Here is a 13,944-nt window from a genome sequence, read left to right as displayed (position 1 = left end):
GAGTCCGCGTACGTCGCCCCGACGGCCGTCCTGTGCGGGGCGGTCGTCCTCGGTGAGCGCAGCCGGGTGCTGCACGGGGCCGTGCTCACCGCCGAGGACGGGGAGGTGCGGGTGGGCTCGGACGTCGTCGTCATGGAGAACGCCCTGGTGCGGGGGCGGGCCCGGCACCCCGCGGTGATCGGTGACGCCGTGCTCGTCGGCCCGCACGCCCACGTCAACGGGGCGACGCTGGAGGACGAGGTCTTCGTGGCCACCGGCGCCTGCGTCTTCCCGGGCGCCGTCGCGAGCGCCGGCTCCGAACTGCGCATCCACAGCGTGCTGCACGTCAACTCCGTGCTGCCGCCCGGCACCGTCCTGCCCATCGGCTGGATCGCGGCGGGAGCGCCCCGGGCCCGGCTCTTCGCCCCCGGCGAGCACGACGAGCTGTGGCAGGTGCAGGAGGCGCTGGACTTCCCCGGCACGGTGTACGGCATCCCGCGCGGCACCTCGATGCGGGAGGTCATGGCCCGCCAGGCGGCGTTCTACGGGGCTCATCGCGACGACGTCACACTCGACGACGGCCCGGCATGACTCGGTGTGACCCGGTGTGACCTAGTCCGGTCCGGGTCGCCCCCACACCCTCCGTTTCGCCAGCGGCTCAGCGTAGCTCCCCGCCCGGCTCGTCGTCAGGCCCAGCGCCACCAGCGATTCCGCCAGTTTGACCGCGGCGGCGACCCCGTCGACGACCGGCAGGCCCAGCTTCTCCCCGACCAGCCGCTGCAACCCCGTCATGCCGGCGCAGCCCAGTACCAGTACCTCGGCCCCGGCCGCGCACGCCCGCTCGGCGGCGGCCAGGAACGCCGTCTCGGTGCGCTCGTCGTCGCCGAGGTCGAGGACGTTCAGGCCCGTCCCGACGATCGCGGCGCAGTTCCGGGCCACGCCCGCCGTTTCCAGACTGTCCTCGATCTGGCCGACGGACCTTTGCAGCGTGGTGACGACGCCGTAGCGGCGGCCCAGCAGACAGGCCAGATGCGCGGCCGCCTCGGTGATGTCGACGACCGGTACGTCCACCAGTTCCCGGACGCCCTCGCGCCCGTGCTCCCCGAAGCCGGCCATGACGACGGCGTCGTACGGCGGTCCGTCGTACGTGCGCAGCGTGTCCAGGACGGCCGCGGCGGACAGGTAGCTGTCGAGCCAGCCCTCCGCGGACTCCGGCCCCCAGGCGGGGGTCAGTCCGGTCACGGTGGTGCCCGGGCCTGCGGCGGCCCGGGCACCTCGTACGATCTCCTCGGTCATCTCCTGCGTGGTGTTGCAGTTGGTGACGACGATCCGCACGTCTCTCAGACCTCCGCGGTGGCGCGCTCGGGGCGGCACAGCGCCGCGTACAGGCCGGCGGCGATGGCCGTGCCGATGAACCAGGAGTACGGCGCCACGTCGCTGAAGGTCTTCACCAGCGCGAGGACCGCCGCGACACCGGCCGCCGGCAGGAACGCCCACAGTGCCTTCGGGTTGAAGCCCTTGCGGTAGTGGTATCGGGAGCCGGGCGTGGCGTCGAACAGTTCGTCGACGTTCACGCGGCCGCGCTTGACCCAGTAGTAGTCGACCATGATCACACCGAACAGCGGGCCGAGGAAGGCGCCGAGGCCGCCGAGGAAGTAGTTCACGACGGTCGGGTTGGAGAAGAGGTTCCAGGGCGTGACGAGCAGGGCCGCGACCGTGCTGATCATGCCGCCGACCTTGAAGGTGATCTTCTGCGGCCAGACGTTGGCGAGGTCGTACGCCGGCGAGACGAAGTTGGCGACGATGTTGACGCCCATGGTGGCGATGGCGAAGGTCAGCGCGCCCAGCACCAGCACCCAGGTGTTGCCGATCTCGGCGACGAGGTAGGCCGGGTCGGTGATCTCCTTGCCGAAGACCTCGAAGGCGCCCGCCGTGACGATGACCGACACGATCACGAAGGCCGTGGAGTTGACGGGCAGGCCCCAGAAGTTGCCGCGCCTGACGGACTTGTAGTCGGGCGCGAAGCGGGAGAAGTCGCAGAAGTTGAGCATCAGCGTGCCGTACGTGGCGAGGACCAGCCCGATCGCGCCGAACCACTGGCGCCACTGCTCACCGGCGGACACCGGGTGCGGGGTGGAGGTGAGGGAGATCGTCCAGCCGGCCTTGGCGAGGATCCACACGGCCAGCGCGATCATCACGAGCCAGATCGCCGGACCGCAGAAGTCCTGGAACTTGCGGACCGATTCCATGCCCCGGCTGATGATCGCCGCCTGGACCAGCCACAGCGCGACGAAGGAGACCCAGCCGAGCCCGTCCAGCCCGAGGAACGAGTTGTGCGTCCACGACTCCAGGCCCGGCCAGGCCGCCAGCAGCATCACGTTGACGGCGACGGAGGCCAGATAGGTCTGGATGCCGTACCACATGATGGCGATCACGGCCCTGATCAGGGCCGGGATGTTGGCGCCCCAGACACCGAAGGCGATCCGGCTGACGACCGGGAAGGGCACGCCGTGGCGCTGCCCGATCCTCCCCATCCAGTTCATGCCGATGTAGATGATCACGAAGCCGACGAGCAGGGACGTGAAGATCTGCCAGACGTTCATGCCGAGGAAGAGCAGTCCGGCGGCGAAGGTGTAGTTGCCGAGGTTGTGGACGTCGGACATCCACATGGCGAAGAGGTCGAAGACCTTCCAGTTGCGCTTCTTCGCGGGCGCGAGGTCTTCGTTGGTGAGCCGGGGATCGGGGACGAACGCTGGGGTGCCGGTGGTCGCGGCACGGTCGGCGAGGGACACGGGGGCCTCCATGAGCAAGGGGACGACGGAGGACTGCTCTGCGAGGGTTTGGTATACCAAACTGCGCTCATGGTCCCCTCGTCAACCGTTCCGACCGATGTCGCTCTTGTTAACGCTCCGTAAAAGAGACCGCGCGTCGGCGAAGATGGGCTGCATGACGAAGATCGAACCCCTCGGAGCGGTGCGCGAACGCGTCACGGCCGACCTGCGGCAGGAGATCATCGCGGGCAGCCTCCGTCCCGGCGACCGCCTGGTCGAACGCGAGCTGGCGGAGCGCTTCGGCGTCTCGCGCGTTCCGGTCCGGGAGGCGATCCGGGCACTCGTCGCCGAGGGCTTCGTCCACTTCGAGACGCCCCGGCGCACGGTCGTACGCCGTCTCACCCCGACCGATGTCAAGGAACTGTTCGAACTGCGCGAGGCCCTGGAGGTCTACGCCGCCGGACTCGCCGCGTCCCGCGCGACACCGCAGGACCTGGCCGAGGTCCAGGAGCTCCTCGGCCGCGCGGCCGACGCCACCGAGGCCGGGGACGCCGAGCTGATCACGGACCTCAACAGCCGTCTGCACGACCGCATCGTGGCGATGGCCGGCAACAGCCTGCTGACCGAGGCCCTGGAACCGGTCGCCGGCCGGCTGCGCTGGATGACCCGGCGCAACGAGGAGTGGCCGCAACTCCTGGTGGAGCACCGCGAGCTGTACGAGGCGATCGCCTCGGGCGACCCGGACCGGGCCCGCGCGCACGCGCTCACACACGTACGCACCAACTACCGCTCCACGGTGCGGCATCTGTTCGGGGAGGAGGCTTTCGGGGAGGAGGCTCCCTAGCCGCGTGCGGTGGGCAGTTCCGCCGCCCGCCCGGCCGCCCGCAGGACGTCGCGCAGCATCGCCGGGGTGAGCCGGCCGGTGAAGGTGTTGCGCTGGCTGACGTGGAAGCAGCCGAAGAGCTCCAGGCCGTCCAGGTGGTACCGGGCCCCGTGGCCGAAGGCGGGCCGGGGCCGGGGCACGGACCAGCCCGCCTTCGCGAACGCGGGCAGCGCGGCCTGCCAGCCGAAGGCGCCGAGCACGACCACGGCCCGCAGCGTCGGACGCAGCAGCCGCAGTTCCTGCACGAGCCAGGGCCGGCAGGTGTCCCGTTCCTGTGGGGTCGGCTTGTTCGCGGGCGGGGCGCAGTGCACGGGCGAGGTCACGCGCACGCCGTACAGCTCCAGGCCGTCGTGGGCGTGCTCGGCGGTCGGCCGGGAGGCGAGGCCGACGTCGTACAGCGCCTCGTACAGGACGTCCCCCGAGCGGTCGCCGGTGAACATCCGGCCGGTGCGGTTGCCGCCGTGCGCGGCGGGGGCGAGTCCGACGATCAGCAGGCGGGCGTCCGCCGGCCCGAACCCGGGCACCGGCCGCCCCCAGTACGTCCAGTCCGCGTAGGCGGCTCGCTTGGCCCGGGCCACCTCCTCACGCCAGGAGACCAGCCGCGGGCAGGCCCGGCAGTCCGTGATGCGCCGGTCGAGGAGGGAGAGACCGCTGGCGTCCATCACTCCACGGTAGGCGGCGCTGGGGCCGCCCCCCTCACCGGGAGGCAGAGCGCTCAGGACACGCCGGCACGTGAGTCCGGGGTGAGTGTCGTGTCCGGCGCGGACCGTGCCTCGACGCGGCGCAGCCAGAGCAGGGCCCCGGACAGCAGCACCGCACCGGTCAGCAGCCATGGCAGCGGGCCCGGCCGCAACGCCCCGACGACGAGGCCGGTGAGCGCGCCGACCAGTTGCAGGGCGAGGGACTGGACGGACAGGGCGGTGGCGCGGCCGGCGCTGGTGACGCGGCGGTGCAGCAGGGCGTTCTGGTTCGGGGACGCGGCGCCGATGCCGAGGTAGAGCAAACAGAAGCCGACGACCGCGAGGGCCGTGACGAGCGGGTGCGTGGTGGTCGCGGTGCCACCGAGCAGCAGCATGCCGCCCGCTCCCGCCCCGAGACAGACCAGCACGGCCCGCTCGCCGCTGCCCGCGGCCCTGGCGGCGAACGGCGCGAGGTGGCTGCCGAGACCGTTGCAGACGAAGCCCGCGCAGGCGAGCGCTGCATACACCATCGCTCCGGAGCCAGGCGCTCCGGTCAGCTCGACGGTGCGGCCCGGGATGAGCAGTTCGATGGTGGCCAGGGCGCTGCCGACGGCCGCGGCGGTGAGCAGGACCCGGCGGACCAGCGCGTCCCGGCCGCCCAGTCGCAGCCCGTCCAGGACGGTGACCGGGACGCCGCGCAGCACCGAACGCAGGGTGGCCGGCGGTCGCGGCGGCTCCCGCAGCACGGCCAGCACGTAGCAGACGAGGACGACCCTGACGGCGGCTCCCAGCAGCAGCGGAACGGACAGCGGCAGCACCGCACCGGACGTCGCCTCGCTCAGCCGGGCGCCGGGGTCGGGCCCCAGACCGAGCAGCCAGGGCAGGGCACCGCCGAGCAGCATGCCGGCCGCGAGCGCGGCGGAGGTCGCGGAGCCGCCCCGGGCCAGGCCCGTGCGCAGCTCGGTGTCCGGGCCGGAGCGCTCCTGGACGGTGTCGACGTACCAGGCCTCGGCGGTGCCGCTGGCCAGGGCCCTGGCCACGCCCATGAGCATCAGGCCGGCGGCGAGCACCCAGGCCGTGGTGCCGAGGCCGACCAGGACGCAGGCGACCACGTTGAGCGCACCGGCCATGGCCAGGACCGACCGGCGCCCGAGGACGTCGGAGAGCCCGCCCGTAGGCAGTTCCAGCACGGCCACCGTCAGCGACTGGGCGGCGAAGAGCCCCGCGACGGCGGCCAGGGACATACCGCGCTCGCCGAACAGCAGGACCATCGAGGCCAAGCCGAGGCCCGACGGCAGCCATAAGAGCGCGCAGACGGTGACGTAGCGGCGGCGAACGGTCCGCAGCTCGGGCAGCTCGGTCACGAGGCGTCCTCGCGGTCGGTCTCCTCGCGGCCCGTGCCCCCATCGTCGTGCGGGGCGAGCGGCAGGCAGGCGGTGAGGAGCATGACGTGTTCGGCGCGCGGGTTCTCCGCGTCCCGGGCGGTCAGCTCCTCCAGCTTCCGGGCGATCGTGTCCCGGAGCTCGGTGAGCGACTCGGCCGTCAGCCGGGGCATGAGGTCGCTGATCCCGGACGGCTGCACCCACTCCTCGCCGAGCCGCCCGGCGGCCATGTCCGCTTCGTGCCGGGCGAGGGACATCTCCAGGTGCTCCAGCTGCCGCCGCCGCGCCAGGCCGACGAAGGCCCGGCCCGCCTCGGAGGACTCCATCACCTCGTTGCTCCAGGACGTCACGGTGCGCCGGGCCCGCCAGCGCCGCTCCCGCCCGTCACGATGCTCGGCCTCGATGATGAACGCGTACTTCGCCAGCACCCGCAGGTGGTAACTGGTCGACGCCGACGACTCCCCCGTCCGCGCGGCGAGCTCACTGGCCGTGGCGGGTCCGTCCTGCCGCAGCAGTCCCAGCAGCTGGATGCGCAGCGGGTGGGTAAGGGCCTTCAGGGCGTCCGTGTCGCGCTCGGGGTCGAGTACACGCTTGCGCTCGTCGCTGTCCATGCCGGGAGGATAGGCCGCCACCGGCGTTCACAAAATGATTTTTGCAAAACTCGTTTTGCAGAGTCGGGCGGAGCCTGGTCCCCTGCCGCACGGCCCAAAATGGGACCACTTGAAGGACTCCGGAAGGACTAAGGTCGGGGACATGGCTTCTGAAGGCGCGGAGTACGACGAGGCGGGCGACACGAAGGCCGTGGACCCGAAAGCCGCGGACCCGAAGCCCGTGGATCCGAAGCCCGTGGACCCGAAGGTCGCGGCGGCCATCGCCGCTGCCGAGGCCGCCGGGCCGCAGAGCGGCCAGACCGTCCGAGTCGACAGCTGGATCTGGGCCGTACGCCTCGTCAAGACCCGTTCCCTGGGCGCCACCGCCTGCCGGGGCGGACACGTCCGCGTCAACGGCGAGCGCGTGAAGCCCGCCCACGCGGTACGCGTCGGCGACGAGGTGCGTGTGCGGCACGAGGGCCGGGAGCGGGTCGTCGTCGTGACACGGCTGATCCGCAAGCGGGTCGGCGCCCCCGTCGCCGCTCAGTGCTACATCGACAACTCCCCGCCTCCCCCGCCCCGCGAGGCCGTCGCCCCGGCCGGCATCCGCGACCGCGGCGCGGGCCGCCCGACGAAGCGGGACCGCCGAGAAATGGAACGCCTGCGCGGCCTGGCCGGCCCCGGCCCGGGCCCCGTACCCGGCCCAGGCTCCGGCGGCGCGTTCCGCCTTGGGCCCGGTCCCGGCCTCGGCAGTGGATCCGGCAAACCGAGGCCGTGACCAGCACGCTCGGGACGGTCACGCGCGGAGCCGCAGCAGGCGCAGCAGGTCCGCGTTGTGCCTCCGCCGCGCCCAGGCGATGAGGGCGAGCGGCACGAGCAGGATGATCGGCGTCGCCGCGTACTGCCCGTCCATGACGGTGATCTGGACGACGAACGCGCCCACCATCAGCGCGCCCAGCGCCATCGCCGCCACCGACTGGAGCACGGGGATCAACAGGGCGACCGCTCCGGCCAGTTCGAGCACGCCGATGGTGTACATCCCCGCGCTGCCCCAGCCGAGCTTGTCGAACGACTCGGCAGCCGACGGGTGCGCGATCAGCTTGGGCACGGCGCTCGCGATCCCGAAGACCAGGGCGAGCAGCACCTGGAGACCGCGCAGGGCGATCCGGGCACGCCGCCCGCGGGCGGTAGCGGACTCGGCGACGACGACACCGGCCGGGGTCGAAGGGGCAGGGACAGCGGGAGCGTTGGACTCGGACATGGAGGTCTCCTGGGGAAGCGGTCCGTGATGATGCCGCAGGGATAGACCGCCCCTAGTCCTTGAACTCATCGCCACCCGGCGCATTACGCCCCGGATGGCACCGCCCGCACCCAGATCCGGTCCTCCGTCAGGTACCGGTCCACTCTCAGGCCCGTCTCCTCCAGCGCCTCCTCGAACTGTTCCCTCGTCAGTGGTCGTGCCCGGAACGTCTGGGTCCAGACCGCGTCCGGGAACTCGTACTCCGCGCGTACCGAGTTCACTCCGTCGCCGACCGGCTCCGACGACACGATCCGCACGGTGAAGCCGCTGGGGTCCACCCGCTCGCGCGGCACGTTCACGTGGTAGTCCTCGCCCTCCCGCTGGATCAGCACGAAGCCGCCCTCCGCGACATGCCGCACACACGTGCGCAGCAGGCCCCGGCGCACCTCGGCGTCCCCGGCGTGCACGAGGAACGACGCGAGCAGCACCACGTCGAACCTCTCGCCCAGGTCCAGGTCCTCGATCGGGCTGCATATCGTCCGCGCCCCGCGTACGCGCTCCAGCATGTCGGCGGACTCGTCCACCGCCGTGACCTCGAACCCGCGCTCCAGCAGCGCATGGGTCATGCGCCCGACGCCGCTGCCCAGCTCCAGGATGCGCGCGCCGGCCGACACGGCCGCTGCGATGATCTCCGGTTCGTCCCCGACGGGCAGCCGCGAGTAGAGCTCCACCGCGCAGCCGTCCGGGGTGATGGCCCCGGGTCCCGTCCCCTCGTAGCCCTCACGCATTTTCAGCTCCATGCCCGCCCAACGGACCACACCCGCACGCCCGTTCCCGTCCTCGCCCACGTTCACCCTCCCGAGTGAACGATGTGCGCGTCGGCCCCGGCTCCCCTGTTGGTCGGCATCCGCGGCAAGGAGTACGTTGCCAACAGGAGCGGAGATCGAGATGCGTACAGGCAGTGAACCGACGACCGCGCGCAGTGCCCTGCGGGCGCGCTTCTGGCTGAGCCTGTGGGGGCTGGTCTGGGCGCTCTTCGGGACGGTCGCGTTCACCCTCGCCGGGCGGACCGGCTGGGCCATCGCCTGTGGCGCGCTGCTGCTGGTCGTCACGATCGACCTCGTCATCGTCCTCAGGCACATCCGCCAGGGCCCGCACTACCAGCCGGGCCCCGACATCCCGCCCTACCGTCCGCCGGAAGATCATCCCTGAGGCGGACCGATCACCTCTGACGCAGACGGATCACGTCCAGGCAGACGGGGCGGCCGCTCACGAGTCGAAGCGCGCCGCTTTCAGGAACCGCGGGTTCGGGTCCAGCGCGGCAGCCAGGCGGAAGTGGCGCTTGGCCTGGTCGGGACGGTTCTGCCGCTCGTATGTGCGGGCGAGCGCGAAGTGCGCGAACGCGTTGTCCGGCTCGCGCTCCAGGACGATGGAGAACTCCAGCTCCGCCGGCCGCAGCTGCGCCGCCGCGAAGAAGGCGCGGGCGCGCAGCAGCCGCGCGGCAGTGTTCTCGGGGTGCGCGGCGATGACTCCGTCGAGCAGCTTCACCGCACCCCGCGGGTCCCGCGCGGCGAGCAGTTGCTCGGCGGCACGGAAGTCGATGACGTGCGTCTCCGGGGTACGTCCGGTCGAACCGCTGGTCTCGGGCACGGCAGAGTCCTTCCCTCACTGCACGGGTTCAACGCCCCCGGGCGATGCCGCTATTCCTGTGAGGACGGCCGGGACGCCTGCGACCTGCGGGTCAGCTCGGCCCACACGTCCTTGACGCGGCGCTCCAGATCCTCCAGCGGGACGTCGTTGTCCACGACGATGTCGGCGATCTCCCGGCGCTGCTCGCGGGTCGCCTGGGCGGCCATCCGCGCGCGGGCGTCCTCCTCGGTCATGCCGCGCAGCCGGACGAGCCGGTCGAGCTGGGTCTCGGGGCTCGCCTCCACGACGATCACGACGTCGTACAGCGGCGCCAGGCCGTTCTCCGTGAGGAGCGGGACGTCGTGCACGACGACCGCGTCATCGGCGGCGGCCTCTTCGAGCTCGCGGGAGCGGGCGCCCACGAGGGGGTGCACGATCGCGTTGAGCGTGGCGAGCTTCGCCGCGTCGGCGAAGACGATGGAGCCGAGCCGGGGCCGGTCCAGGCTGCCGTCGGCCGTGAGCACCTCCTCGCCGAAGGCCTCCACGACCGCGGCGAGTCCCGGAGTCCCTGGTGCGACGACCTCCCGCGCGATGCGGTCCGCGTCGATCAGCACGGCACCGCGCTCGACGAGCAGCCGTGACACCTCACTCTTGCCGGCGCCGATACCGCCGGTCAGGCCCACCTTCAGCATGAGCCGAGCCTAGACGCTCCGCTTGGGATGCCGTGTGGAGGGTGCGGGCCGGTGGGGGCTGGTCGCGCATTCCCCGCGCCCCTGTCGGGGCACGGCTGTCAGCTGTCGCCTTCTCTTTCCGCCAGGAACTTCTCGAACTCGCGGCCGATCTCGTCGGCCGAGGGGATGTCCACCGGCTCGGCGAGCATGTTGCCCCGGGTCTCGGCGCCCGCGACCGCGTCGTACTGGTGCTCCAGGCCCTCGACCAGCGCCGTGAGGTCCTCGTCGCCCTCGCGGATCTGCCGGTCGATCTCCGTCTGGGTGCGGTGCGCGTCCGAGCGCAGTGCGTGGGCGACGCCGGGCAGCACCAGTCCGGTCGCCGCCGTGACGGCCTCCAGGACCGTCAGGGCCGCGTCCGGGTAGGGAGAGCGGGCGATGTAGTGCGGGACGTGGGCGGCGACGCCCAGCACGTCGTGCCCCGCCTGAAGCAGGCGGTATTCGACGAGGGACTCGGCGCTGCCGGGCACCTGCGCCTCCTCGAACGGGCTGCGGTGGCCCGGGACGAGGTCGGTGCGGTTGCCGTGCGGGGTCAAGCCGACGGGCCGGGTGTGCGGGACGCCCATCGGGATGCCGTGGAAGTTCACCGACAGGCGGACGCCGAGCCGCTCCACGATCTGCTTCACGGCCGCGGCGAAACGCTCCCACTCGACGTCCGGCTCGGGGCCGGACAGCAGCAGGAACGGCGCTCCCGTGGCGTCCTGGACCAGCCGCACCTCGATGGCGGGGTCCTCGTAGTCGCTCCAGCGGTCGCGCTTGAACGTCAGCAGCGGGCGTCGGGCGCGGTAGTCCACGAGCCGGTCGTGGTCGAAGCGGGCGACGACCTGGTGGGGCAGCGAGTCGAGCAGCCGGTCGACGATCTGGTCGCCCGTCTCGCCCGCGTCGATGTATCCGTCGAAGTGGTAGAGCATGACAAGACCGGCCGATTCCTGGGCCAGCGCCATGTCGACGACGGCCAGCCCCTTCGGCTCCCATGCGTACAAGCCCTGCGGATCTAGCACAGTGACCGCTCCTCCTCGTGTTCATACTCCACAACGCCGTTGCGGGCATGGGCATTCCCCCGGAGGAGGAGAACATTGATCTTGGCAGCTGGGACAACGGCCCCTGACACACACTGAGGGCCCGCACCTCGAAAGGTGCGGGCCCTCAGTCAGGAGCTACAGCTCAGTGGGCGTTCAGCTCTGCCCACCCGCCAGCTTCTCGCGGAGCGCGGCGAGCGCCTCGTCCGAGGCCAGCGCGCCGGAGTTGTCCGGGCCCTCGGAGGAGTACGAACCGCCACCGCCGGACGCGGCCGGAGCGGCGGCCTCGCCACCCTCGGCAGCGGCCTTCTCGTCCGCCTCGCGGGACTTGATGACCTGCGCCTGGTGCTGCTCGAAGCGCTGCTGCGCCTCGGCGTACTGGGTCTCCCAGGCCTCGCGCTGGGTCTCGTAGCCCTCGAGCCAGTCGTTGGTCTCGGGGTCGAAGCCCTCGGGGTAGATGTAGTTGCCCTGGTCGTCGTAGGACGCGGCCATGCCGTAGAGGGTCGGGTCGAACTCGACCGTCGACGGGTCGGCACCGAAAGCCTCGTTGGCCTGCTTCAGCGAGAGGCTGATGCGACGGCGCTCGAGGTCGATGTCGATGACCTTGACGAAGATCTCGTCGTTGACCTGGACGACCTGCTCCGGGATCTCCACGTGGCGCTCGGCCAGCTCGGAGATGTGGACCAGACCCTCGATGCCCTCGTCCACGCGGACGAACGCACCGAACGGAACCAGCTTCGTGACCTTGCCGGGCACGACCTGGCCGATCTGGTGGGTGCGGGCGAACTGCTGCCACGGGTCTTCCTGGGTCGCCTTCAGCGACAGGGAGACGCGCTCGCGGTCCATGTCGACGTCGAGGACCTCGACCGTGACCTCCTGGCCGACCTCGACGACCTCGGAGGGGTGGTCGATGTGCTTCCAGGACAGCTCGGAGACGTGGACCAGACCGTCGACGCCACCCAGGTCCACGAAGGCACCGAAGTTGACGATCGAGGAGACGACGCCGGAACGGACCTGACCCTTCTGCAGGGTCGTGAGGAACGTCTGGCGGACCTCGGACTGGGTCTGCTCCAGCCAGGCACGGCGGGACAGGACCACGTTGTTGCGGTTCTTGTCCAGCTCGATGATCTTGGCCTCGAGCTCCTTGCCCACGTAGGGCTGAAGGTCGCGGACGCGGCGCATCTCGACCAGGGAGGCCGGGAGGAAGCCACGGAGGCCGATGTCGAGGATGAGACCACCCTTGACGACCTCGATGACGGTACCGGTGACGATCCCGTCCTCTTCCTTGATCTTCTCGATGGTGCCCCAGGCACGCTCGTACTGGGCGCGCTTCTTCGAGAGGATCAGGCGGCCTTCCTTGTCCTCCTTCTGGAGAACAAGGGCCTCGATCTCGTCACCGACGGCGACGACCTCGTTGGGGTCGACGTCGTGCTTGATCGAGAGCTCGCGGCTCGGGATCACACCTTCGGTCTTGTAACCGATGTCGAGCAGGACCTCGTCCCGGTCGACCTTCACGATGACGCCGTCGACGATGTCGCCGTCGTTGAAGTACTTGATCGTCTCGTCGATCGCGGCGAGGAAGGCTTCCTCGTTACCGATGTCGTTGACCGCTACCTGCGGGGTGGTGGCGGTGGTCTCGGTGCTGCTCGTCATGTGGGAAAGGGCTCCGGTACGGACATTGAAGTCGTAGGTACTGCTACGCCGGGAGCCCGTTTCGCTCTGCAGAAGCCGGACAGCCAAGGAAGCGCCACACAAGATCGGTGGCGCCTCGACAACCGAGGGGACATACATACAGATGCGAGCGCAGCCTGCTACGTCTGAGGTGCGCAGGCCCGCAGCGCAACTTGTAGCATACGGGGGCAGCCGGGCAGGGTCAATGCGCGAAGCCGCCCACCCGGGGCGGAACACCGCATACCCGGCACAAGTCGTGTCGTCCGAGGCCACGCAGGGCGTGGGACGCCCGTTTCGTGCCCCCTCCGGGACCGGCTGGACGGAAGAGTACGACGAGGGAGCCGATCATCCAAGAGCCCGAAGCGTCCGAACCCGAGGCCACCCGGCGTACCGCGGGGGTCACGGAGAGCTCCCGCGCCAACCGTGGCTGGTGGGACCGCAACGCGGACGAGTACCAGACCGAGCACGGCACCTTCCTCGGCGACGACCGCTTCGTGTGGGGCCCCGAGGGTCTGGACGAGGTGGAGGCCGAACTGCTCGGCCCGCCGGAGGAGCTGAAGGGCAAGGACGTCCTGGAGATCGGCGCGGGCGCGGCGCAGTGCTCGCGCTGGCTGGCCGGCCAGGGAGCCCGCCCGGTGGCCCTGGACATCTCGCACCGGCAGTTGCAGCACGCGCTGCGCATCGGCGGCCCCTTCCCCCTGGTGTGCGCGGACGCCGGCGCACTGCCCTTCGCGGACGGCTCGTTCGACCTGGTCTGCTCGGCGTACGGGGCGCTGCCCTTCGTCGCCGACCCGCGCCTGGTGCTGCGGGAGGTGCGCCGGGTGCTGCGCCCCGGGGGCCGGCTGGTCTTCTCGGTGACGCACCCGATCCGCTGGGCCTTCCCGGACGAGCCGGGACCGGAGGGGCTGTCGGTGTCGGGTTCGTACTTCGACCGCACGCCCTACGTCGAGCAGGACGAGGAGGGCCGTGCTGTCTACGTCGAGCACCACCGCACGCTCGGCGACCGCGTCCGGGACGTGGTGGCGTCGGGCTTCCGGCTCGTGGACCTGGTCGAGCCGGAGTGGCCGGCCTGGAACACGTCCGAGTGGGGCGGGTGGTCGCCGCTGCGCGGGAACCTGATCCCGGGGACGGCGATCTTCGTGTGCGAACGGGACTGAGGGCGGGACCGAGGGGACTGACGCACGCGCGCGTGACGGGGGCCTTCCGGGCCGTACGACACTGAAGGCGTGATCCGTTACGACGCTCTGGACGCCCTGCCCGTACGCGGTGCCCTGCCCGCCCTGGACGACGCCCTGGAGGGGCACGGCACCGCCGTGCTCGTGGCGCCGCCCGGCACCGGCAAGACGACCCTGGTGCCGCTGGCTCTGGCGGG

16 protein-coding genes are annotated in these 13,944 nt (G+C 71.3%); 5 read left to right on the top strand and 11 right to left on the bottom strand.

The window, feature by feature from the left end; genetic code table 11:
- Positions 1–570, top strand: a 570-nt coding sequence (locus tag CCL05_RS22560; protein ID WP_086562294.1) for a gamma carbonic anhydrase family protein, incomplete at its 5' end; no start/stop codon positions are given.
- A gap of 21 nt (positions 571–591) precedes the next feature.
- Here CCL05_RS22560 and CCL05_RS22555 read toward each other — a convergent pair.
- Positions 592–1,314 (bottom strand): aspartate/glutamate racemase family protein, encoded by a 723-nt coding sequence (locus tag CCL05_RS22555; protein WP_086562293.1) that lies wholly within the window; start codon positions 1,312–1,314, stop codon positions 592–594.
- Positions 1,315–1,319: 5 nt separating this feature from the next.
- Complete coding sequence (locus CCL05_RS22550; RefSeq protein ID WP_086562292.1) at positions 1,320–2,771, bottom strand: NCS1 family nucleobase:cation symporter-1; 1,452 nt, start codon at positions 2,769–2,771, stop codon at positions 1,320–1,322.
- Positions 2,772–2,925: 154 nt separating this feature from the next.
- Between CCL05_RS22550 and CCL05_RS22545 the strand changes: the two genes are divergently transcribed.
- Complete coding sequence (locus CCL05_RS22545) at positions 2,926–3,594, top strand: GntR family transcriptional regulator (RefSeq protein WP_086562297.1); 669 nt, start codon at positions 2,926–2,928, stop codon at positions 3,592–3,594.
- Here the strand turns inward: CCL05_RS22545 and CCL05_RS22540 are convergent.
- The 3 genes from CCL05_RS22540 to CCL05_RS22530 are packed head-to-tail and all read right to left on the bottom strand — an operon-like array spanning position 3,591 to position 6,306.
- Complete coding sequence (locus CCL05_RS22540) at positions 3,591–4,295, bottom strand: uracil-DNA glycosylase (protein ID WP_086562291.1); 705 nt, start codon at positions 4,293–4,295, stop codon at positions 3,591–3,593. The genes CCL05_RS22545 and CCL05_RS22540 overlap by 4 nt on opposite strands.
- 53 nt (positions 4,296–4,348) lie before the next feature.
- The gene (locus tag CCL05_RS22535) at positions 4,349–5,677 is read right to left on the bottom strand and encodes an MFS transporter (RefSeq protein WP_086562290.1); all 1,329 of its coding nucleotides are present in this window, start codon (positions 5,675–5,677) and stop codon (positions 4,349–4,351) included.
- Positions 5,674–6,306 (bottom strand): winged helix-turn-helix domain-containing protein, encoded by a 633-nt coding sequence (locus tag CCL05_RS22530; RefSeq protein WP_086562296.1) that lies wholly within the window; start codon positions 6,304–6,306, stop codon positions 5,674–5,676. The genes CCL05_RS22535 and CCL05_RS22530 overlap by 4 nt, the downstream gene beginning before the upstream one ends.
- A 142-nt stretch (positions 6,307–6,448) precedes the next feature.
- On the opposite strand from CCL05_RS22530, the gene CCL05_RS22525 reads away from it, so the two are divergent.
- Positions 6,449–7,063, top strand: a complete 615-nt coding sequence (locus tag CCL05_RS22525; protein WP_086562289.1) for an RNA-binding S4 domain-containing protein — start codon at positions 6,449–6,451, stop codon at positions 7,061–7,063.
- An 18-nt stretch (positions 7,064–7,081) separates the two neighbouring features.
- Here the strand turns inward: CCL05_RS22525 and CCL05_RS22520 are convergent, their stop codons facing one another.
- Both CCL05_RS22520 and CCL05_RS22515 read right to left on the bottom strand, forming a co-directional pair.
- Positions 7,082–7,546, bottom strand: a complete 465-nt coding sequence (locus tag CCL05_RS22520) for a DoxX family protein (protein WP_086562288.1) — start codon at positions 7,544–7,546, stop codon at positions 7,082–7,084.
- A gap of 83 nt (positions 7,547–7,629) precedes the next feature.
- Positions 7,630–8,325, bottom strand: coding sequence for a class I SAM-dependent methyltransferase (locus CCL05_RS22515; protein WP_167409597.1), 696 nt, complete (start codon positions 8,323–8,325; stop codon positions 7,630–7,632).
- A gap of 148 nt (positions 8,326–8,473) precedes the next feature.
- On the opposite strand from CCL05_RS22515, the gene CCL05_RS22510 reads away from it, so the two are divergent.
- Entirely contained in the window at positions 8,474–8,737 is a 264-nt protein-coding gene (locus CCL05_RS22510; protein WP_086562286.1) for a DUF6343 family protein, read from the top strand.
- A gap of 57 nt (positions 8,738–8,794) precedes the next feature.
- Here CCL05_RS22510 and CCL05_RS22505 read toward each other — a convergent pair whose 3' ends face one another.
- The 4 genes from CCL05_RS22505 to rpsA all read right to left on the bottom strand — a co-directional run bounded on the left by CCL05_RS22505 (position 8,795) and on the right by rpsA (position 12,554).
- Positions 8,795–9,175, bottom strand: coding sequence for a tetratricopeptide repeat protein (locus CCL05_RS22505; protein ID WP_020275720.1), 381 nt, complete (start codon positions 9,173–9,175; stop codon positions 8,795–8,797).
- Between the two features lie 50 nt (positions 9,176–9,225).
- Entirely contained in the window at positions 9,226–9,846 is a 621-nt protein-coding gene (coaE, locus tag CCL05_RS22500) for a dephospho-CoA kinase (RefSeq protein WP_086562285.1), read from the bottom strand.
- A gap of 98 nt (positions 9,847–9,944) precedes the next feature.
- The gene (locus CCL05_RS22495; protein ID WP_086562284.1) at positions 9,945–10,883 is read right to left on the bottom strand and encodes a PAC2 family protein; all 939 of its coding nucleotides are present in this window, start codon (positions 10,881–10,883) and stop codon (positions 9,945–9,947) included.
- A 174-nt stretch (positions 10,884–11,057) separates the two neighbouring features.
- The gene (gene rpsA, locus CCL05_RS22490; protein WP_086562283.1) at positions 11,058–12,554 is read right to left on the bottom strand and encodes a 30S ribosomal protein S1; all 1,497 of its coding nucleotides are present in this window, start codon (positions 12,552–12,554) and stop codon (positions 11,058–11,060) included.
- A gap of 314 nt (positions 12,555–12,868) precedes the next feature.
- Here rpsA and CCL05_RS22485 point away from each other — a divergent pair, with 314 nt between their 5' ends.
- Entirely contained in the window at positions 12,869–13,729 is an 861-nt protein-coding gene (locus CCL05_RS22485) for a class I SAM-dependent methyltransferase (RefSeq protein WP_208641596.1), read from the top strand.
- Positions 13,730–13,944: the final 215 nt, after the last annotated feature.

Origin of the sequence: Streptomyces africanus, from assembly GCF_002150735.1 — a bacterium.
In the GTDB taxonomy this organism is placed as follows: Bacteria; Actinomycetota; Actinomycetes; order Streptomycetales; family Streptomycetaceae; genus Streptomyces; species Streptomyces africanus.
Note: the sequence above shows the minus strand (reverse complement) of the source record. Positions and strands in the feature narration are given on the sequence as shown.

Bases quoted from the DNA above. Each gene is read 5' to 3' on its own strand.
- coaE (WP_086562285.1), bottom strand. From the start codon at position 9,846: ATGCTGAAGGTGGGCCTGACCGGCGGTATCGGCGCCGGCAAGAGTGAG.
- CCL05_RS22540 (WP_086562291.1), bottom strand. From the start codon at position 4,295: ATGGACGCCAGCGGTCTCTCCCTCCTCGACCGGCGCATCACGGACTGC.
- CCL05_RS22530 (WP_086562296.1), bottom strand. From the start codon at position 6,306: ATGGACAGCGACGAGCGCAAGCGTGTACTCGACCCCGAGCGCGACACG.
- CCL05_RS22515 (WP_167409597.1), bottom strand. From the start codon at position 8,325: ATGGAGCTGAAAATGCGTGAGGGCTACGAGGGGACGGGACCCGGGGCC.
- CCL05_RS22520 (WP_086562288.1), bottom strand. From the start codon at position 7,546: ATGTCCGAGTCCAACGCTCCCGCTGTCCCTGCCCCTTCGACCCCGGCC.
- CCL05_RS22545 (WP_086562297.1), top strand. From the start codon at position 2,926: ATGACGAAGATCGAACCCCTCGGAGCGGTGCGCGAACGCGTCACGGCC.
- CCL05_RS22510 (WP_086562286.1), top strand. From the start codon at position 8,474: ATGCGTACAGGCAGTGAACCGACGACCGCGCGCAGTGCCCTGCGGGCG.
- CCL05_RS22525 (WP_086562289.1), top strand. From the start codon at position 6,449: ATGGCTTCTGAAGGCGCGGAGTACGACGAGGCGGGCGACACGAAGGCC.
- rpsA (WP_086562283.1), bottom strand. From the start codon at position 12,554: ATGACGAGCAGCACCGAGACCACCGCCACCACCCCGCAGGTAGCGGTC.